The sequence below is a fragment of the Pandoraea aquatica genome (genome assembly GCF_902459565.1).
GTDB lineage: Bacteria > Pseudomonadota > Gammaproteobacteria > Burkholderiales > Burkholderiaceae > Pandoraea > Pandoraea aquatica.
On the sequence record NZ_CABPSN010000004.1, the window covers coordinates 371,913 to 391,924 of the forward strand.

Consider the following 20,012-nt stretch of genomic DNA (forward strand, 5'->3'; position numbering starts at 1 on the left):
GTCGGGTGTGGGTATGTCTTCAGGAGGTTTCAAAAGTCTACGAAGGTCTTCGAAAGTCTTCGTAAAAGGAGGCGGGCATGAAACTGGAAAGCGGACGAGGCCGTGCAGTCACGCGGGCGGCTTCCGACGCAGGGTGGCGCGACGCCGGCCGGACAGGCAAGGCGGCGGGTGAGGGCGCGCGCCATGATCCACCGCGGGCCTTGCATCGCAGACCACGAACGCGCTCGGAAACCGATGCGCGGGACAACGATGCGAGACATTGCAGTCTGTCGGTTCGTGAAAACGAAGTGTTTCATATGTTGGTCGACGGCCTGGCCGTCAACGAGGTTGCCCACGCGCTGCATCTGAGCGAGCGGACGGTCGCATCACACGTCGCGCATATTCTGGATAAGCTCGCGCTTGGCGACAGCGCGGAACTGATCGGCTACGCCATCCGGCACGGTCTGATCGATGAGGGGAGCGAGGGCGTCGCCTGAGACGTATTCGGTGCGAAGCGGGTCCTCACTAGGCAAGTCAACCCGGCGCGTCGCGCGCGGTCGTGATGATCGTTGCGGCGCGCCCGTCACGTGGGCGTCTTCGGGGCGCCTCCCTTACGTTTCTACGTTTCCCTTGCGCTGTCGTTACGTCTGCGACGCCTTCCGTTCGTTCGACACCGCTTCCCCACGTCCCGATTAATTCGGAATGGCTCGGCCGTTACGCTGCGCTTGCATTCACAGCCAACGCGATGGCGCAGTCGGTGATAAGGTGCAGGCTCGACAAAATTCTCACGGAGGGTGCGTGTCATGACGGACGAGCCGCGCGCAAAGCGTCGGTCCGAATGTCTGCGCGTCACCGTCGACACCCCAACAAGCATGGGCGGCGCTTCGCTTGCATGGCGAGTCCGCTCAAGGAATCGAGGACAGACACGATGAAGGCCATCGAGATCACCCAGTACGGCGCACCGGAAGTGCTCAAGCTTACCGAGCGCCCGCGTCCCGAACTCAAGCCGGGCGAAGTGCTCATCAAGGTGAGCGCCTCGGGCGTGAACCGCCCGGACGTGCTTCAGCGCATCGGGCAGTACCCGGTGCCGCCGGGTGCATCGGACCTGCCGGGGCTGGAAGTGGCAGGCGAAATCGTGGAAGGCGCGCAAGGCGTGCTCGAAGGCGCGGACAACCGCTGGGGCCTGAAGGTCGGCTCGCGAGTGTGCGCGCTGGTGCAGGGCGGCGGTTACGCCGAGTATTGCACCGCGCCGCTGGCGCAGGTGCTGCCGGTGCCCGACGGGCTGTCGGATGTCGAGGCGGCGTCGTTGCCTGAAACGTTCTTCACGGTCTGGAGCAATGTGTTCGATCGCGCGCGTCTCGGTGATACCGAGGCGGGTGAGAAGGAGACGCTGCTGGTGCAGGGCGGCACGAGCGGGATCGGCGTGACGGCGATTCAACTGGCCGTCGCACTCGGCCATCGCGTATTCGCCACTGCCGGCTCCGAAGACAAGGCGCGTGCCTGCGAGACGCTGGGTGCCGAGCGCGGCATCAACTACAAGACGGAAGACTTCGTCGCCGTCACGAAGGAACTCACCAAGGATCGCGGCGTGGACGTCGTGCTCGATATGGTGGGCGGCGATTACCTGCCGCGCGAAGTGCAGGCGCTGGCGTTCGACGGACGTATCGCCATCATCGCGCTGTTGGGCGGTAGCAAGGCAACGCTGGATATGGGGGCGCTGCTGCGTCGCCGTCTCACGGTGACGGGCTCGACGCTGCGCCCGCGTTCGGTGGCGTTCAAGGCGGCCATCGCGAAGAACCTGCACGACAAGGTCTGGCCGCTGCTCGCCGCGGGCAGGATTCGTCCGGTGATTTATCAAACGTTTCCGGCCGAACAGGCGGACAAAGCCCATGCCTTGATGGAAACGAGCACGCACGTCGGCAAGATCGTGCTGACCTGGTAAGCGCGTTCTGCCCGATTCGCCGGGCCCAATGCTGTGAATCCGCATCAATACCCCGATTGATGCGGATTCACGCGTTAGAAAACCGGTGAAATTGACCCCCATGCCCCGGACGCACTAGAATGAGAGGTTTTTCGTCTATACGCATTGGGGGATAAGGCGTGACAACTGGTACCGCAGCTTCGGGTCGCACCATCAGCCGTAAGGCTGGCAAGCTCGTCGTGGGCAATTGGAAACTGCACGGCAGTCTGGCCGGCAATGAGGCGCTGCTGGGCGACCTGCTGGCTTCGCCTGTGCTCAGCGCACCGGGCGTGACCGCGGCCGTTTGTGTGCCGTTCCCCTATCTCGCACAATGCCAGACCCGTCTCTCGGGGCAGGTGCTGGGCTTCGGTGCGCAAGACGTGTCGGCGCAAGTGAACGGCGCGTTCACCGGCGAAGTCGCCGCGCAAATGATCGCCGAGTTCGGTGCGAAGTTCGTGATCGTCGGTCACTCGGAGCGTCGTGCATATCACGGCGAGACGGATGCGAGTGTGGCGGCCAAGACGCTGCGCGTGCTCGATGCCGGAATGACGCCGATCGTGTGCATCGGTGAAACGCTGGCCGAGCGCGAAGCCGGTGAGACGATGGCAGTCGTTACGCGTCAGCTCGAAACGGTGCTCGCGGCACTGACGGTCGAGCAGGCGGCGCAGATCGTCGTTGCCTACGAGCCGGTCTGGGCGATCGGCACGGGCAAGACGGCGACGTCGGCGCAAGCGCAGGAAGTGCATGCGCATCTGCGTTCGCTGCTGCGTGCGAAGGGTGAGGCGGTTGTGGATGTGGCGGTGTTGTACGGCGGCAGCGTGAAGCCGGACAACGCGGTCGAACTGTTCTCGATGGCGGACGTCGATGGGGGTCTGATCGGCGGTGCGGCGTTGAAGGCAGCGGATTTTCTGGCGATTTGCGAGGCAGGTCTGTCGCGCTAATGCCGATACCGTTTGTTGTAACGGTATGAAATAGTCATGACGCAGTGCATCAATTTCGCTGCGAATCGGATGAATTGGATTCTTCTATACGGGTGGTGAGATGGGGTTGTTGAAAACGTTGTTGATCGTGGTGCAGGTGCTTTCCGCGCTGGGCATTATCGGTCTGGTGTTGTTGCAGCATGGCAAGGGTGCCGACATGGGCGCGGCATTCGGCAGCGGTTCGTCGGGTAGTCTTTTCGGCGCATCGGGCTCGGCCAACTTCCTGTCGCGCACCACGGCTGCACTGGCTGCGGTGTTCTTTGTGACCACGCTGGGCCTGACTTATATGGGTTCGTACAAGCCGGCATCAAACATCGGTGTCCTTGGTAATTTGCCTGCGGCCACTGCGCCGGCAACGGCTTCCGCACCCGCTGCAGCAAGTGCCCCGGCACCCGCTTCGGTTGCGAATCCGCAAGACGTGCCGAAGTAATTCGCATCGCGTTTGTGACAAGTAATACGTTGTAAAGAAAGTTGAAAAAAAATCGATTTGTGCATTGAACAAAATGCCGAAGGGCGCTAATATAGCGGTCTTGAAGCGATTCGTAAGTGACAGCGGATTGCAGACTATGAATGCCGACGTGGTGAAATTGGTAGACACGCTATCTTGAGGGGGTAGTGGCGAAAGCTGTGCGAGTTCGAGTCTCGCCGTCGGCACCACAGTTCTACGATGCCAGCCTTGCGTTTATGCTTTGGCTGGCATTTTATTTTGTGCTCACCGTTCATCCGCTTTCCGGTCCCCACACCATCGACGAGAGCGGTTCTTTGAACTAACCGAAAGAGGGTAGAGTTGAACCTCGGAACCTATTATCCCGTCCTGCTGTTTATTCTGGTAGGTGGCGGTCTTGGGGCGGTACTGATTGGCGTCGGTAAATTCCTCGGCCCCAACAATCCCGACAGCGAAAAACTCTCTCCGTACGAGTGCGGCTTCGAGGCATTCGAAGACGCGCGCATGAAGTTTGATGTGCGCTACTATCTCGTCGCCATCCTTTTCATCCTGTTCGATCTCGAAACGGCATTTCTGTTTCCGTGGGGCGTCGCCCTGCGCGATATCGGCTGGGTGGGCTTTATCTCCATGATGGGTTTCCTGCTTGAACTGCTCGTCGGTTTCGTTTTCCTGTGGAAGCGCGGTGCGCTCGACTGGGAATAAGACCGTCAACGTAACTGGCAGCATTGCAGAAGGATTCAGGGTAAGCATATGAGCATCGAAGGGGTTTTGCGCGAAGGGTTCGTCACCACCACGGCTGACAAACTCATCAACTGGACGCGTACGGGTTCGCTTTGGCCGATGACGTTCGGCCTCGCGTGCTGTGCCGTTGAAATGATGCACGCCGGCGCGGCGCGTTACGATCTGGACCGGTTTGGCGTGGTGTTCCGCCCCAGCCCGCGTCAGTCGGACGTGATGATCGTGGCCGGTACGCTGTGTAACAAGATGGCGCCCGCGCTGCGTAAGGTCTACGACCAGATGGCCGAGCCGCGCTGGGTGATCTCGATGGGGTCGTGCGCCAACGGCGGCGGCTACTATCACTATTCCTACTCGGTGGTGCGCGGTTGCGATCGCATCGTGCCGGTCGACGTCTACGTGCCGGGCTGTCCGCCGACGGCCGAGGCGCTGGTCTACGGCATCATCCAGTTGCAGTCGAAGATCAAGCGGACTGCGACGATCGCGCGTAAATAACCGCTACCGCCCATGTCTACACTAGAAAAACTCAAGACCACCCTACAAAACGTGCTTGGCCCCCGGGCCGAGCAGTTGGTGGAAGCCCTCGACGAGCTCACGCTCACCGTCAAGGCTAGCGACTATCTCGAAGTGGCGCGTACGCTGCGCGATCATCCCGAGCTGAAGTTCGAGCAACTGATGGACGTTGCCGGTCTCGACTATTCGGCTTACGGCGATGGCGCATACGACGGTCCCCGTTACGCCGCCGTGTCGCATCTGCTCTCGCTCACCCACAACTGGCGTCTGCGTGTGCGCGTGTTCGCACCGGAAGACGATCTGCCGGTCGTGGCGTCGCTGATCGATCTGTGGAGCTCGGCCGACTGGTTCGAGCGCGAAGCCTTCGATCTGGTCGGTATCGTGTTCGAAGGTCACCCGGACCTGCGCCGTATTCTCACGGACTACGGCTTTATCGGTCACCCGTTCCGCAAGGACTTCCCGACGTCGGGTTATGTCGAGATGCGTTACGACCCGGAGCAGAAGCGAGTGATCTATCAGCCGGTGACGATCGAGCCGCGCGAAATTACGCCGCGCATCATCCGCGAAGAGCATTACGCCGGTCTGAAACATTAAGGTGGCCTTGTGGCAGACATCAAGAACTACACCCTGAACTTCGGTCCGCAGCACCCGGCCGCGCACGGCGTGCTGCGCCTGGTGCTCGAGCTGGACGGCGAAGTCATCCAGCGCGCCGATCCGCACATCGGCCTGTTGCACCGTGCGACCGAAAAACTCGCCGAATCGAAGACGTTCCTGCAATCCGTGCCGTACATGGATCGTCTCGATTATGTGTCGATGATGTGCAATGAGCACGCATACGTCATGGCGATCGAAAAGCTGCTCGGCGTCGACGTGCCGATTCGCGCACAATACATCCGTGTGATGTTCGATGAGATCACGCGCGTGCTGAACCACCTGATGTGGATCGGCTCGCACGCCCTCGACGTGGGCGCGATGGCCGTGTTCCTGTACGCCTTCCGTGAGCGCGAAGACCTGTTCGACGTGTACGAAGCCGTCTCGGGTGCGCGTATGCACGCGGCCTACTACCGTCCGGGCGGCGTGTATCGCGACCTGCCGGACACGATGCCGAAATATCGTGCGTCGAAGATGCACAACGAGCGCGCGATCAAGAAGATGAACGAAGCACGCGAAGGCTCGCTGCTCGACTTCATCGAAGATTTCGCCGTTCGTTTCCCGAAGTGTGTCGACGAGTACGAAACGCTGCTCACCGACAACCGTATCTGGAAGCAACGTCTGGTGGGTATCGGCGTGGTGTCGCCTGAGCGCGCGATGCAGCTCGGCTTCTCCGGCGCGATGCTGCGCGGTTCGGGCATTGCCTGGGACTTGCGCAAGAAGCAGCCGTACGAAGTGTACGACCGCCTCGATTTCGAAATTCCGGTGGGTAAGGAAGGCGATTGCTACGACCGTTATCTGGTGCGCGTGGAAGAAATGCGCCAGTCGGCCAGCCTGATCCGCCAGTGCGTGAAGTGGCTGCGTGCGAATCCGGGTCCGGTGATCACCGACAACCACAAGGTGGCTCCGCCGTCACGCGTCGAAATGAAGTCGAACATGGAAGAGCTGATTCACCACTTCAAGCTCTTCACGGAAGGCTTCCACGTGCCCGCCGGCGAGACGTATGCCGCTGTCGAGCACCCGAAGGGCGAGTTCGGTATCTATCTGGTGTCGGACGGTGCCAATAAGCCGTATCGCCTGAAGATTCGTGCGCCGGGCTTTGCCCACCTTTCGGCGCTCAACGAGATGGCGAAGGGTCACATGATTGCCGATGCTGTGGCGATCATCGGTACCCAGGACATCGTGTTCGGCGAGATCGATCGCTAAGTGCGCAGCGGACGCTTCGCGCGTTCGCGAGTTTTATTCGGCGGGGTTTCGCAGGTCGATACCGTTGCCGTTCCAGTAGCCGTGCCAGTCGTGCGTGGGCAGTCGAGAAAATCGGCGCGCCCGCGCTGGCACGAGCGGGGATAACGTTTTAGAGAACAGTCGGATCGGAAATGCTTTCTCCCGAAGCCCTGAAGAAAATCGACCGTGCCGTTGCCAAATACCCTGCCGAGCAGAAGCAGTCGGCAGTGATGCACGCCCTTGCCGTAGCGCAGGTCGAAAAAGGCTGGTTGTCGCCCGAAGTGATGCAATTCGTGGCGGACTACCTCGAGATGCCCGCAGTCGCGGTGCAAGAGGTCGCAACCTTCTACACCATGTTCAACACGAGCCCGACGGGCAAGTTCAAGTTGACCGTGTGCACGAACCTGCCTTGCCAGCTCACGCGTGGCGAAGAAATGGCTAAGTACCTGAAGGAGAAGTTGGGCGTCGAGTATGGCGACATCACGCCCGACGGCCTCTTCACGGTCAAGGAAGGTGAGTGCATGGGCGCTTGCGGCGACGCTCCCGTCATGCTGGTGAATAACCATCGCATGTGCGGCTTCATGAACGAAGAAAAGGTCGACGCGCTCATCAACGAGCTGACGGCCAAGGGCGCTGCAGGAGAGAAAGCATGACGTCGCTGCACAACCGTCACATCAAGCCGCTGATTCTTGCTGATCTGAACGGCGAGAACTGGCACCTCGAAGATTACGTCAAGCGCGGTGGTTACCAGCAGCTTGCACGCATTCTGAAAGAGGGCATCACGCCGGAGCAGGTGATTGCCGACGTCAAGGCGTCGGGCCTGCGTGGTCGTGGAGGCGCAGGCTTCCCGACCGGTCTGAAGTGGAGCTTCATGCCGCGCGCGTTCCCGGGTCAGAAGTACCTCGTCTGCAATTCGGACGAAGGCGAGCCGGGTACGTTCAAAGACCGCGACATCATGCGCTACAACCCGCATTCGTTGATCGAAGGGATGGCCATCGGTGCTTACGCCATGGGCATTTCGGTCGGCTACAACTACATCCACGGTGAAATCTACGAAGTGTACGAACGCTTCGAAGAAGCTCTGGAAGAAGCGCGCGCAGCCGGTTATCTGGGCAACAACATTCTTGGCACGGACTTCTCGTTCGAGTTGCACGCTCACCACGGTTACGGTGCGTACATCTGCGGCGAAGAAACCGCGTTGCTCGAATCGCTCGAAGGCAAGAAGGGTCAGCCGCGTTTCAAGCCGCCTTTCCCGGCGAGCTTCGGTCTGTACGGTAAGCCTACGACCATCAACAACACCGAAACGTTCGCAGCCGTTCCGTTCCTGCTGGCCACGGGCCCGCAGCAGTATCTGGAAATGGGCAAGCCGAACAACGGCGGCACCAAGATTTTCTCGGTGTCGGGCGACGTCGAGTTGCCGGGCAACTACGAAGTGCCGCTGGGCACGCCGTTCGGCGAACTGCTCGAACTGGCCGGTGGCATGCGCGGTGGCAAGAAGTTGAAGGCAGTGATTCCTGGCGGTTCGTCGGCACCTGTCGTGCCGGCCGGGCTGATGATGGAAACCACGATGGACTACGACAGCATCGCCAAGGCTGGCTCGATGCTGGGTTCGGGCGCGGTGATCGTCATGGACGAAACGCGCTGCATGGTGAAGTCGCTGCTGCGTCTGTCGTACTTCTACTACGAAGAATCGTGCGGTCAGTGCACGCCGTGCCGTGAAGGTACTGGCTGGCTGTGGCGCGTGGTCAATCGTATCGAGCATGGTGAAGGCCGCAAGGAAGATCTGGACCTGCTCAACTCGGTGGCCGAGAACATCATGGGCCGTACCATTTGCGCGCTGGGCGATGCCGCAGCGATGCCGGTGCGCGGCATGCTCAAACACTTCTGGGACGAGTTCGCCTACCACGTCGAGCACAAGCATTGCTTGGTCGGCGCTCACTAATCCCTTTTGACGCTTGGCATTGAACCGCTATGGTTGAAATCGAAATTGACGGCCAAAAGGTCGAGGTGCCCGAAGGCAGCATGGTGATCCAGGCTGCCAAGAAGAACGGCACCTATATTCCCCACTTCTGTTACCACAAGAAGTTGTCCATCGCTGCGAACTGCCGCATGTGCCTGGTCGAGGTCGAGAAGGCCCCGAAGGCGGTGCCGGCATGCGCTACGCCGGTGGCCAACGGCATGATCGTGCGTACGAACTCCGAGAAGGCTGTGAAGGCACAGCAATCGGTGATGGAGTTCCTGCTGATCAACCACCCGCTCGACTGCCCGATCTGCGATCAGGGCGGTGAGTGCCAACTGCAAGATCTGGCAGTGGGTTACGGTAAGTCGGCTTCGCGCTATCAGGAAGAGAAGCGCGTGGTGTTCCACAAGAACGTGGGCCCGCTCATCTCGATGGAAGAGATGTCGCGCTGCATCCACTGCACCCGTTGCGTGCGTTTCGGCCAGGAAGTGGCCGGCGTCATGGAATTCGGCATGCTGGGTCGCGGCGAGCACTCGGAAATCACGTCGTTCGTCGGCAAGACGGTCGACTCCGAACTCTCGGGCAACATGATCGACCTGTGCCCGGTCGGTGCACTCACCTCGAAGCCGTTCCGCTACAGCGCCCGTACGTGGGAACTGTCGCGCCGCAAGTCGGTGAGCCCTCACGACGGCGTGGGTGCGAACCTCGTGGTGCAAGTGAAGAACAACAAGGTCATGCGCGTTGTGCCGCTCGAAAACGAAGCGGTCAACGAATGCTGGATCTCGGACAAGGACCGTTTCTCGTACGAAGGCCTGAACAGCGACGAACGTCTCACCAAGCCGATGCTCAAGCAGGGCGGCGAGTGGCACGAAGTCGACTGGCAGACGGCGCTTGAGTACGTCGGCCACGGTCTGACGGACATCATCCGCGATTTCGGTGCCGACGCCGTTGCCGCACTGGCCTCGCCGCACGCCACGATCGAAGAACTGCACCTGCTGCAGAAGTTCGTGCGCGCACTGGGTAGCGATAACGTCGACTTCCGTCTGCGTCAGACGGATGTGTCGGGCGGCACCCAGGGTGCTCCGTGGCTCGGCCTGCCGATCGCCGAACTCGATACGCTGCAAAGCGCGCTGGTCGTCGGTTCGTTCCTGCGTAAGGATCATCCGCTGTTCGCCTCGCGTCTGCGCTCGGCCGTGAAGGCCGGTGGTCAGCTGAATCTGCTGCACGGCTCGGACGACGATCTGCTGGTGAAGCTCGCCAACAAGATCATCGCCGCACCGAGCGCGTGGGTGAGCGAACTGGCAGGCATCGCCGTGGCTGCAGCCGCTGCCAAGGGTGTTGCTGCCCCGGCAGAACTCGCCGGTGTGAACGCCAGCGACGCCGCCAAGGCGATCGCCGCTTCGCTGATCAACGGCGAGCGCCGCGCGATTCTGCTCGGCAACGCAGTGGTTCAGCATCCGCAATTCGCTCAACTGCACGCCATCGCGCAAGTGATCGCTGACATCACCGGTGCGAAGCTGGGCTTCCTGACGGAAGGCGCGAACACGGTGGGCGGTTATGCAGTGAAGGCCACCAACGCGAAGGGCGCTGCGGCACTGTTCGCACAACCGCGTCAGGCTTATCTGCTGCTGGGCGCCGAACCGGAGTTCGACTCGGCCGACGCGAAGCAAGCCCTCACGGCGCTCACCGCCGCGAAGATGGTCGTCTCGCTGTCGCCGTTCAAGCACGGCCTCGAATACGCCGACGTGCTGCTGCCGATCGCTCCGTTCACGGAAACGGCCGGTACGTTCGTCAACGCCGAAGGTCTGCCGCAACACTTCAACGGTGTGGTGCGTGCGCTGGGCGATACGCGTCCGGGCTGGAAGGTGCTGCGCGTGCTGGGCAATCTGCTCAAGCTGCAAGGTTTCGAGCAGGACACCGCCGAACAGGTGCGTGACGAAGCGCTGGCCGGTTTCTCGGCTGCGTCGCTCGACAACCGCGCAAAGGCTGCACTGGCTGCACCGAAGGCTGCGGGTCAGGGTCTGGAGCGTCTGGCCGATGTGCCGATCTACGCTGCCGACGCCCTCGTGCGCCGTGCACCGTCGCTGCAACTGACCAACGATGCCAAGGCTGCGCTGCGCGCAACGCTGCCGGCTGCGCTGTTCGACAGCCTGGGTCTTGCCAAGGGCGACGCGGTTCGCGTGCGTCAGGGCGATGCCGTAGTCACGCTGCCGGCCGCTCGCTCGGAAACGCTGCCCGCCAATGTGGTGCGCGTACCGGCAGCCACGCCGGCATCCGCCGCGCTTGGCGCGATGTTCGGTGAAATTTCGGTGGAGAAGGCGTAAATGAGCCTGAACGAAGTCATCAATCAATACGGCACGCAGCTGCTGGGCGTTGCCTGGCCGACGGTGTGGGCGCTGGTCCGCATTCTCGTCGTCGCCGTGATTCTGCTGCTGTGCGTGGCGTATCTGATTCTGTGGGAGCGTAAGCTCATCGGCTGGATGCACGTGCGTCTCGGTCCGAACCGCGTGGGTCCGGCAGGTTTGCTCCAGCCGATCGCCGACGTGTTGAAGCTGCTGCTCAAGGAAGTGATCACGCCGTCGCAAGTCAGCAAGGGCATTTACGCCATCGCTCCGGTGATGGCCGTGTTGCCGGCTTTCGCGATCTGGGCGGTGATCCCGTTCCAGCCGGGTGCAGTGCTGGCCGACGTGAACGCCGGTCTGCTCTACGCGATGGCGATTTCGTCGATCGGTGTCTACGGCGTGATTCTCGCCGGCTGGGCCTCGAACTCGAAGTACGCCTTCCTCGGCGCCATGCGTGCATCGGCTCAGATGATTTCTTACGAAATCGCCATGGGCTTCGCGCTGGTCACGGTGCTGATGACGGCCGGCTCGCTCAACCTGTCGGACATCGTGCGCTCGCAAGAGCACGGCATGTTCGCAGGCATGGGCCTGAACCTGCTGTCGTGGAACTGGATTCCGCTGCTGCCGATGTTCGTCGTCTACTTCATCTCGGGCATTGCGGAAACGAACCGCCACCCGTTCGACGTGGTGGAAGGCGAGTCGGAAATCGTGGCCGGTCACATGATCGAATACTCGGGCATGGGCTTCGCCCTGTTCTTCCTGGCCGAGTACATCAACATGATCATCATCTCGGCGCTGGCCTCGGTGCTGTTCCTGGGGGGCTGGAGTGCGCCGTTCGGCTTCCTGTCGTTCATCCCGGGTGTGTTCTGGCTGGCTTTCAAGGTGTTCCTGCTGCTGTCGGTGTTCATCTGGGTGCGTGCGACGTTCCCGCGCTACCGCTACGACCAGATCATGCGTCTGGGCTGGAAGGTGTTCCTGCCGTTGACGATCCTCTGGGTGATCGTGGTTGGGGGCTGGATCATGTCGCCCTGGAACATCTGGGGCTGAGGCGAACGGAGTAGAGGAATCCCATGGTAAGGGCAATCAAGGACTTTTTCGGCAGTTTCCTGTTGTTGGAACTGCTCAAGGGCATGGCGCTCACAGGGCGCTACACGTTCGCACGCAAGGTGACGGTGCAGTTTCCGGAAGAGAAGACGCCGCTGTCGCCGCGTTTTCGCGGTCTGCACGCACTGCGCCGTTATCCGAACGGCGAAGAACGTTGCATCGCTTGCAAGTTGTGCGAAGCCGTGTGCCCGGCAATGGCAATCACGATCGAATCGGATGTGCGTGACGACAATACCCGTCGTACCACGCGCTACGACATCGATCTGACCAAGTGCATCTTCTGCGGCTTCTGCGAAGAAAGCTGCCCGGTGGATTCGATCGTCGAAACGCACATTCTCGAGTACCACGGCGAGAAGCGTGGCGATCTGTACTTCACCAAGGAGATGCTGCTCGCGGTGGGCGATCGTTACGAAAACGAAATCGCGGCGGCCAAGGCGGCCGATGCGCCGTACCGTTAAAGCAGGGCAGGGCGCGGTGCTTGGGTAGCGCGCCCGGTACGGCAACAGACGTTGGCTAATTCTCGGCACACCCGGTGATTATGGAATTCACAACTTTTCTTTTTTACGTGTTTGCGCTGATCCTCGTGATCTCCGGCCTGAAGGTCGTGACCTCGCGCAACCCCGTACAGTCGGCACTGTTCCTGGTGCTGGCGTTCTTCAACGCTGCGGCGATCTGGATGCTGCTCGAAGCCGAGTTTCTGGCAATCATGCTGGTGCTCGTCTACGTCGGCGCGGTGATGGTGCTGTTCCTGTTCGTGGTGATGATGATCGACATCAATCTCGACGAACTGCGTCGCGGCTTCGGTAAGTTCATTCCGCTGGCGAGTGCCGTCGGCGCGATCATGATCGTCGAAGCAGCACTCGTGCTGATGCGCGGCTACGGCGCCACGCGTGCCCCGGTCAAGGCCGTGTCGGCACCGGACGTGTCGAACACCAAGGCGCTCGGCGTTGCGCTCTACACCGACTACATCTTCGCCTTCGAAGTGGCAGGTCTGATCCTGCTGGTGGCCGTCGTGGCAGCCGTTGCGCTCACGATGCGTACCCGTAAGGACCACAAACAGACCGACCCGAGCAAGCAGGTGCGCGTGAAGAAACGCGACCGCGTGCGTCTGGTGTCGATGCCCGCCGAAGCCCGGCAGCAATCCACCGGCACTGACAAGCCGGCGGCGGAATAAGGAGACAGCATGATGTCGTTGTCGCTAGCGCATTACCTGGTGTTGGGCGCGATTCTGTTCGCGATCAGCATTACCGGTATCTTCCTCAACCGCAGAAATGTGATTGTGCTGCTCATGGCCATCGAGCTGATGTTGCTCGCGGTCAATCTGAACTTCGTCGCGTTCTCGCATTACCTGGGCGACATTGCCGGCCAGGTATTCGTGTTCTTCATTCTTACGGTGGCCGCCGCAGAAGCTGCGATCGGTCTGGCTATTCTGGTCACGCTGTTCCGTAAGCTCGAAACGGTCAACGTCGAAGATCTCGACCGCCTCAAGGGTTAAAGCGAACGCTGTTATGGCATCCACATTGAATCCCAACCTGCTGCTCGCGATTCCGCTGGCGCCGCTTGTCGGCTCCATGATTGCCGGCCTGTTCGGCAAGCAAGTCGGACGCGCGGGCGCCCACACGGTCACGATCCTCGGCGTGCTGGTCGCGTTTGTCCTGTCGGTCATGACCTTTATCGACGTGTTGAACGGGGCGAGCTTCAACGCCACGGTCTACGAATGGGCGCGCATCGGCGAGCTCAAGCTCGAGATCGGTTTCCTCGTCGACACGCTCACCGTCACGATGATGTGCGTGGTCACCTCCGTCTCGCTCATGGTGCACATCTACACCATCGGCTACATGGCGGAAGATCCGGGCTACCAACGCTTCTTCTCGTACATCTCGCTGTTCACGTTCTCGATGTTGATGCTCGTGATGAGCAACAACTTCCTGCAGCTGTTCTTCGGCTGGGAAGCGGTGGGTCTGGTCTCGTACCTGCTGATCGGTTTCTGGTACACGCGTCCGACCGCGATCTACGCCAACATGAAGGCGTTCCTGGTCAACCGCGTCGGCGACTTCGGCTTCCTGCTCGGTATCGGCCTGATCCTGGCCTTCACCGGCACGCTGAACTACAGCGAAGTGTTCGCCAAGGCCAACGACGTGGCGGCCCTGTCGTTCCCGGGCACCGACTGGCGCCTGATTACCGTGGCCTGTATCTGCCTGTTCATCGGCGCGATGGGTAAGTCGGCACAGTTCCCGCTGCACGTCTGGCTGCCCGACTCGATGGAAGGCCCGACCCCGATCTCGGCACTGATTCACGCGGCCACGATGGTGACGGCGGGTATCTTCATGGTGAGCCGTATGTCGCCGCTGTTCGAACTGTCGGACACTGCGCTGTCGTTCATCACGATCATCGGTGCGATCACGGCGTTGTTCATGGGCTTCCTGGGCATGATCCAGAACGACATCAAGCGTGTCGTGGCCTACTCGACGCTCTCGCAGCTCGGTTACATGACGGTCGCGCTCGGCGTGTCGGCCTACCCGGTCGCCATCTTCCACCTGATGACGCACGCGTTCTTCAAGGCGCTGCTGTTCCTCGGCGCTGGTTCGGTGATCATGGGCATGCACCACGATCAGGACATGCGCAACATGGGCGGCCTGTGGAAGTACATGCCGATCACGTGGATCACGTCGCTGCTGGGTTCGCTGGCGCTGATCGGCACGCCGTTCTTCGCGGGCTTCTACTCGAAGGACTCGATCATCGAAGCGGTCGCCGCCTCGCATCTGCCGGGTTCGGGCTTCGCCTACTTCGCAGTGGTCGCAAGCGTGTTCGTCACGGCGTTCTACTCGTTCCGTATGTACTTCCTGGTCTTCCACGGCAAGGAGCGTTTCGGTCAGGCGCATGCGCATGATCATCACGACGCGCACCACGAGGAAGAAGAGGATTCGCACGACGAGCACCACGGTCTGGCCCCGGGTCAGAAGCCGCACGAGTCGCCGGCTGTCGTCACGATTCCGCTGATCCTGCTGGCGATCCCGTCGGTCATCATCGGTGCCATTGCGATCGCCCCGATGCTCTTCGGCGAGTTCTTCAAGCAAGGCGTGGCGTTCAAGGACGTGATCTTCGTCGGCGAGAATCACCCGGCGATGGAAGAGATCGGCCACGAGTTCCACGGCTGGGTGGCGATGGCGCTGCACTCGTTCGGCACGCTGCCGATCGCACTGTCGGCGCTGGGCATCATTCTGGCGGCGTTCTTCTACCTCAAGCGTCCGGACATTCCGGAAGCGCTGAAGAACCGGTTCTCGGGCATCTACAACCTGCTCGATAACAAGTACTACATGGACAAGATCAACGAAGTGGTCTTCGCCAAGGGCGCGCTCAAGATTGGTCGCGGCCTGTGGAAGGCGGGCGATCAGGGTCTCATCGACGGCGCCGTCGTGAATGGCAGCGCACGTTTTGTGGGCTGGTTCGCCGGTGTCATCCGCTTCGCACAATCCGGTTACATCTACCACTACGCGTTCGCCATGATCATCGGCATGCTCGGGCTCCTGACGCTGTTTGTGACGTTGAACGGCAAGTAATAGGGGGAGCCAATAACAATGCAATCGCTACCGCTTCTGAGTCTGGCCATTTGGCTGCCCATCATCTCGGGGATCGTTGTCCTCGCGGTGGGTAACGACCGCAATCCAGGCGTCGCACGCGCGCTGTCGCTCATCGGCTCGCTGCTGAGCTTCCTGGTCACGCTGCCGCTGATCTCGAATTTCGACGCCAAGGCCTCTTCGTTCCAGTTCGTCGAGAAATCGAGCTGGATCGAGCGCTTCCACATCAACTACTTCCTCGGCATCGACGGCATCTCGCTGTGGCTTGTCGTGCTGACTGCCCTCATCACGGTGATCGTGGTGATCGCGGGCTGGGAAGTGATCACCGAACGCGTGGCGCAGTACATGGCCGCATTCCTGATCCTCTCCGGTCTGATGATCGGCGTGTTCTCGGCACAGGACGGCATGCTGTTCTACGTGTTCTTCGAAGCCACGCTGATCCCGATGTATCTGATCATCGGTATCTGGGGTGGTGCGAACCGTGTGTACGCTGCGTTCAAGTTCTTCCTGTACACGCTGCTCGGCTCGCTGCTGATGCTGGTCGCGCTGATCTATCTGTACAACGCAACGGGCTCGTTCACGCTGACCGACTGGTACGCCGCGAAGCTGCCCTTGAACGTGCAGATACTGCTGTTCGTGGCCTTCTTCATGGCCTTCGCCGTGAAGGTGCCGATGTGGCCGGTGCACACCTGGCTGCCGGACGCCCACGTGGAAGCGCCGACGGGTGGCTCGGTCGTGCTGGCCGCCATCATGCTGAAGCTCGGCGCGTACGGTTTCCTGCGCTTCTCGCTGCCGATCGCACCGGACGCCAGCCATTACCTGTCGGGCTTCATGGTCGCGCTTGCGCTGATCGCCATCGTCTACATCGGCCTTGTGGCGCTGGTGCAGACGGATATGAAGAAACTGGTGGCTTACTCGTCGATCGCTCACATGGGCTTCGCGATCCTCGGCTTCTTCATGTTCAGCGAAATCGGCATGCAGGGTGCGATGGTGCAGATGATCTCGCACGGTTTCGTGTCGGGCGCCATGTTCCTGTGTATCGGTGTGCTGTATGACCGCATGCACTCGCGCAACATCGCCGACTACGGCGGTGTCGTGAACACGATGCCGAAGTTCGCCGCGTTCCTGATGCTGTTCGCCATGGCCAACAGCGGTCTGCCGGCAACGTCGGGCTTCGTGGGTGAATTCCTGGTGATCCTGGGCGCTGTGAAGTTGAACTTCTGGGTGGGCCTGCTGGCGGCCACCTCGCTGATCACCGGTGCGGCCTACTCGCTGTGGATGTACAAGCGCGTGATTTTCGGTGCCATCGCCAACGATCATGTGCGCGAGCTGGTCGACATCAACAAGCGCGAGTTCTTCATGCTCGCAGTGCTGGCGGCTCTCACGTTGTTCATGGGTATCTATCCGAAGCCTTTTACGGACCTGATGCATACCTCCGTGGTTAACCTCCTCGCCCACGTGGCGCAGACCAAGCTGCCGTAATCGGGGAGGACATCTAGATCATGCAAAACATTAATCTGCTGCCTGCGTTGCCGGAGGCCATCCTGCTGCTCATGATCCTCGTGATCATGATGTGCGACGCGTTCCTCGGCCAGACGCGCAAGCTCAACTACGTGCTGGCGTGCATCACGTCGGCTGTCGTGTCGGTGCTGTGGGCTTGCAACGCCGCCGACCCGGCGTCGCATTACCTGTTCGGCAATGTGTTCGTCGCCGACCCGATGTCGAACCTGCTCAAGGCCTTCGGTGGTCTGGCAACGTTCGTCACGTTCATCTACGGCCAGAAGTATCTGGAAGCGCGCGGTCTTGCGCGTGGCGACTTCTATGTCCTCAGCCTGTTCTCGCTGCTGGGCCTGTCGGTGATGATCTCGGGCAACAGCTTCCTGACGCTGTATCTGGGTCTGGAACTGATGTCGCTGTCGCTGTATGCGCTCGCCGCCGTGTGGCGCGATTCGACGAACGCGACCGAGTCGGCCATGAAGTACTACGTGCTGGGCGCGCTGGCTTCGGGCTTCCTGCTGTACGGGATGTCGATGATGTATGGCGCGACGGGCTCGCTCGAACTCGCCAAGGTCTTCGAAGTGATCGCTTCGGGCGCTGTGAACAAGATCGTGCTGGTGTTCGGCGTGGTCTTCGTGGTCGCCGGCCTGGCGTTCAAGCTGGGTGCTGCGCCGTTCCACATGTGGGTGCCGGACGTCTATCAAGGCGCACCGACCCCGGTCACGCTGCTCATCGGTGGCGCGCCGAAGCTGGGTGCCTTCGCGCTGCTGCTGCGCTTGCTGGTGGAGGGCATGCTGCCGCTGGCGATCGACTGGCAACAGATGCTGATCATCCTGGCGGTGCTGTCGCTGGTGATCGGTAACCTGACGGCTATCGTGCAGACCAACGTCAAGCGTCTGCTGGCGTACTCGACGATCTCGCACATGGGCTTCGTGCTGCTGGGCATGCTCTCGGGCGTGGTGGGCGGCAAGATCGACGGCATCGCCGACGCTTACGGTTCGTCGCTGTTCTACAGCGTGATCTACCTGCTGACGACGCTGGGCACGTTCGGTATCGTGCTGCTGCTCTCGCGTAAGGGCTTCGAAGCCGAGAACCTCTCGGATCTGAAGGGCCTGAACCAACGCAGCCCGTGGTTTGCCTTCGTCATGCTGATGTTGATGTTCTCGCTGGCCGGCATTCCGCCGCTGGCAGGCTTCTACGCCAAGCTGGCCGTGCTGCAAGCGGTCGTGAACGCCGGTATGGTGTGGCTGGCGGTGGTCGCGGTGATCGCGTCGCTGATCGGTGCGTTCTACTACCTGCGTGTCGTGAAGCTGATGTACTTCGACAAGGCCGACGACACCAATGCGCTTGAAGGCAGCGGTACGATGCGCTTCGTGCTCTCCATCAACGGTCTGGCCATGCTGTATCTGGGCCTGATGCCGGGTTCGCTGATGGACTGGTGCCTGCGCACGATCAAGCTGACGCTGGCGAGCTAACTCGCAGGGGAGACGAACGATGGGGATGTCCGCAGGCGGTACGCTGGTAATTCTGCTGGCCGTGCTGGGCGCGAACCTGCCGTTCGTGAACCAGCGGCTGTTCGGTATTCTCGGACGCAAGTCGGCGGTCAAACCGCTGTGGCTTCGTCTGATCGAGATGGTGGTGGCGTACTTCGTCGTGGGTGCGCTGGGTTACCTGATCGAGTCGGGCATCGGTAACGTGTTCGCGCAGGGCTGGGAGTTCTACGCTGTGACGGCAAGCCTGTTTGTCGTATTCGCGTTTCCGGGCTTCGTCTACCGGTATTTGTGGCGCCACCGACCGGCGGCTGCCGCGTGAGATGGATGCTTTGCAAGACGCCGCCCCCGAGGCGGCGTTTTGTATTCTGGGTTTGCCAATTTTCAGCCGTGGAGGGTTTATGACCCAACAGCAAGACGACCAGCACCTGATTGAGACCGGCATCGAGAGCGATACTGTCTACGAAGGCGCGTTCCTGACCATCAAGCGCGATCGTGTGCGTCTGCCCGACGGCAAGACGGCCATTCGCGAGTACACGACCCATCCGGGCGCGGTGATGGTGATTCCGCTGTTCGAAGACGGTCAGGTGCTCATGGAGCGTCAGTATCGCTATCCGTTGAAGCGCGTGATGACGGAGCTGCCCGCCGGCAAGCTCGACGAGGCTGAAGGCGGTCTGGTGTGCGGTCAGCGCGAGTTGCTGGAGGAGACGGGCTACCGCGCCGAGCGCTGGGACTACCTGACCCGCATTCACCCGGTGATTTCGTACTCGACGGAGTTCATCGACATCTGGCTGGCACGCGATCTGACGAAGGGCGAGCAGAAGCTGGACGAAGGCGAGTTTCTCGACGTCTTCAAGATGCCCGCGACGGAGTTGCTTCAGTGGGTGCGCGAAGGGCGCGTCACGGACGTGAAATCGATTATCGGCGCGTTTTGGCTGGAAAAGATATTATCGGGAGTCTGGCAGCCCGGTGAACGTACGCCGTTGCGCTGATTCGCCGTCTTACGGTCATTTTTCGATCCTGGTCCCGCCCATGCGTTCGGTCGGCGGGGCGGGGACATATCCGTTGCATCATGAAGGTTTTTGATCTGCGTTGTGCCCATGAGCACACCTTCGAGGGCTGGTTCGGCTCGGAGGACGACTACCTGTCGCAACAGTCGCGAGGGCTGGTCAGTTGCCCGGTCTGCGGCGATACGGCGGTCGTACGCATGCCGTCTGCGCCGCGTCTGAATCTGTCGGGCGCGACCGCCGCGCCGGGCACGACGAGCAACACAGCAGCCCGCGCAGATGCGCCACCGGTCGACGTCGCCCAGGCGCAGCGTCAGTTGCAGACCTTATGGATGAAAGCAGTGCGTCACGTCATGGCGAACACCGAAGACGTGGGCGCACAGTTTGCCGAAGAGGCGCGCAAAATCCATTATCAGGAAGCGCCGGAGCGCAACATTCGGGGAACGGCCTCCCCGGACGAAGCGCAGGCACTTGCGGACGAGGGCATCGATATCCTGTCGCTCCCGCTGCCGGAAGGTGCCAAGGAAACGCTTCAATAAGCGGGCGC

Annotated in this window: 21 protein-coding genes and 1 tRNA gene; all 22 read left to right on the plus strand. The window is 61.1% G+C overall.

The features are described 5' to 3' along the window. Positions 1-77 precede the first annotated feature (77 nt). The 22 genes from PAQ31011_RS16005 (at position 78) to PAQ31011_RS16110 (ending at position 20,004) form a co-directional block, all read left to right on the plus strand. Positions 78-476, plus strand: a complete 399-nt coding sequence (locus PAQ31011_RS16005; RefSeq protein WP_150576753.1) for a response regulator transcription factor — start codon at positions 78-80, stop codon at positions 474-476. 431 nt (positions 477-907) lie between these two features. Then, positions 908-1,921 carry an NAD(P)H-quinone oxidoreductase gene (locus PAQ31011_RS16010; protein ID WP_150576754.1) on the plus strand — a complete coding sequence of 338 codons (1,014 nt, stop codon included), beginning with the start codon at positions 908-910 and terminating at the stop codon, positions 1,919-1,921. A gap of 191 nt (positions 1,922-2,112) precedes the next feature. Continuing rightward, positions 2,113-2,880: a triose-phosphate isomerase gene (gene tpiA, locus PAQ31011_RS16015; RefSeq protein WP_150576953.1), complete on the plus strand. Its 768-nt coding sequence runs from the start codon at positions 2,113-2,115 to the stop codon at positions 2,878-2,880. Positions 2,881-2,980: 100 nt separating this feature from the next. Further along, complete coding sequence (secG, locus tag PAQ31011_RS16020) at positions 2,981-3,349, plus strand: preprotein translocase subunit SecG (protein WP_150576755.1); 369 nt, start codon at positions 2,981-2,983, stop codon at positions 3,347-3,349. 142 nt (positions 3,350-3,491) lie between these two features. After that, positions 3,492-3,576, plus strand: a tRNA-Leu gene (locus PAQ31011_RS16025). A gap of 130 nt (positions 3,577-3,706) precedes the next feature. Then, positions 3,707-4,066 (plus strand): NADH-quinone oxidoreductase subunit A, encoded by a 360-nt coding sequence (locus PAQ31011_RS16030; protein ID WP_150576756.1) that lies wholly within the window; start codon positions 3,707-3,709, stop codon positions 4,064-4,066. Positions 4,067-4,114: 48 nt separating this feature from the next. After that, complete coding sequence (locus PAQ31011_RS16035) at positions 4,115-4,594, plus strand: NuoB/complex I 20 kDa subunit family protein (RefSeq protein ID WP_010807413.1); 480 nt, start codon at positions 4,115-4,117, stop codon at positions 4,592-4,594. A gap of 12 nt (positions 4,595-4,606) precedes the next feature. Then, positions 4,607-5,206 (plus strand): NADH-quinone oxidoreductase subunit C, encoded by a 600-nt coding sequence (locus PAQ31011_RS16040; protein ID WP_150576757.1) that lies wholly within the window; start codon positions 4,607-4,609, stop codon positions 5,204-5,206. 9 nt (positions 5,207-5,215) lie between these two features. Further along, entirely contained in the window at positions 5,216-6,469 is a 1,254-nt protein-coding gene (locus tag PAQ31011_RS16045; protein WP_150576758.1) for an NADH-quinone oxidoreductase subunit D, read from the plus strand. A gap of 170 nt (positions 6,470-6,639) precedes the next feature. Continuing rightward, on the plus strand, positions 6,640-7,140 hold the full coding sequence (gene nuoE, locus PAQ31011_RS16050; RefSeq protein ID WP_039399242.1) for an NADH-quinone oxidoreductase subunit NuoE: 501 nt from the start codon (positions 6,640-6,642) through the stop codon (positions 7,138-7,140). Then, entirely contained in the window at positions 7,137-8,429 is a 1,293-nt protein-coding gene (gene nuoF, locus PAQ31011_RS16055; RefSeq protein WP_150576759.1) for an NADH-quinone oxidoreductase subunit NuoF, read from the plus strand. The genes nuoE and nuoF overlap by 4 nt, the downstream gene beginning before the upstream one ends. Positions 8,430-8,458: 29 nt before the next feature. Then, complete coding sequence (nuoG, locus tag PAQ31011_RS16060) at positions 8,459-10,771, plus strand: NADH-quinone oxidoreductase subunit NuoG (protein ID WP_150576760.1); 2,313 nt, start codon at positions 8,459-8,461, stop codon at positions 10,769-10,771. After that, positions 10,772-11,836, plus strand: coding sequence for an NADH-quinone oxidoreductase subunit NuoH (nuoH, locus tag PAQ31011_RS16065; protein WP_039399237.1), 1,065 nt, complete (start codon positions 10,772-10,774; stop codon positions 11,834-11,836). A gap of 23 nt (positions 11,837-11,859) precedes the next feature. After that, the gene (gene nuoI / locus PAQ31011_RS16070) at positions 11,860-12,351 is read left to right on the plus strand and encodes an NADH-quinone oxidoreductase subunit NuoI (RefSeq protein WP_046291526.1); all 492 of its coding nucleotides are present in this window, start codon (positions 11,860-11,862) and stop codon (positions 12,349-12,351) included. 80 nt (positions 12,352-12,431) lie between these two features. Then, a complete protein-coding gene (locus PAQ31011_RS16075; RefSeq protein ID WP_039399233.1) occupies positions 12,432-13,067 on the plus strand; it encodes an NADH-quinone oxidoreductase subunit J in 636 nt (211 codons plus the stop codon). Between the two features lie 9 nt (positions 13,068-13,076). After that, positions 13,077-13,388, plus strand: coding sequence for an NADH-quinone oxidoreductase subunit NuoK (nuoK, locus tag PAQ31011_RS16080; RefSeq protein ID WP_023596640.1), 312 nt, complete (start codon positions 13,077-13,079; stop codon positions 13,386-13,388). 13 nt (positions 13,389-13,401) lie between these two features. Beyond that, entirely contained in the window at positions 13,402-15,453 is a 2,052-nt protein-coding gene (gene nuoL, locus PAQ31011_RS16085; RefSeq protein WP_150576761.1) for an NADH-quinone oxidoreductase subunit L, read from the plus strand. An 18-nt stretch (positions 15,454-15,471) separates the two neighbouring features. Continuing rightward, a complete protein-coding gene (locus tag PAQ31011_RS16090; RefSeq protein WP_150576762.1) occupies positions 15,472-16,953 on the plus strand; it encodes an NADH-quinone oxidoreductase subunit M in 1,482 nt (493 codons plus the stop codon). Positions 16,954-16,973: 20 nt separating this feature from the next. Then, positions 16,974-18,443 (plus strand): NADH-quinone oxidoreductase subunit NuoN, encoded by a 1,470-nt coding sequence (nuoN, locus tag PAQ31011_RS16095; protein WP_150576763.1) that lies wholly within the window; start codon positions 16,974-16,976, stop codon positions 18,441-18,443. A 25-nt stretch (positions 18,444-18,468) separates the two neighbouring features. Further along, positions 18,469-18,780 carry a DUF2818 family protein gene (locus PAQ31011_RS16100; protein WP_039403639.1) on the plus strand — a complete coding sequence of 104 codons (312 nt, stop codon included), beginning with the start codon at positions 18,469-18,471 and terminating at the stop codon, positions 18,778-18,780. Positions 18,781-18,859: 79 nt separating this feature from the next. After that, entirely contained in the window at positions 18,860-19,450 is a 591-nt protein-coding gene (locus PAQ31011_RS16105; RefSeq protein ID WP_150576764.1) for an NUDIX domain-containing protein, read from the plus strand. 80 nt (positions 19,451-19,530) lie between these two features. Next, positions 19,531-20,004: a DUF1178 family protein gene (locus PAQ31011_RS16110; protein WP_150576765.1), complete on the plus strand. Its 474-nt coding sequence runs from the start codon at positions 19,531-19,533 to the stop codon at positions 20,002-20,004. Positions 20,005-20,012 lie beyond the last annotated feature (8 nt).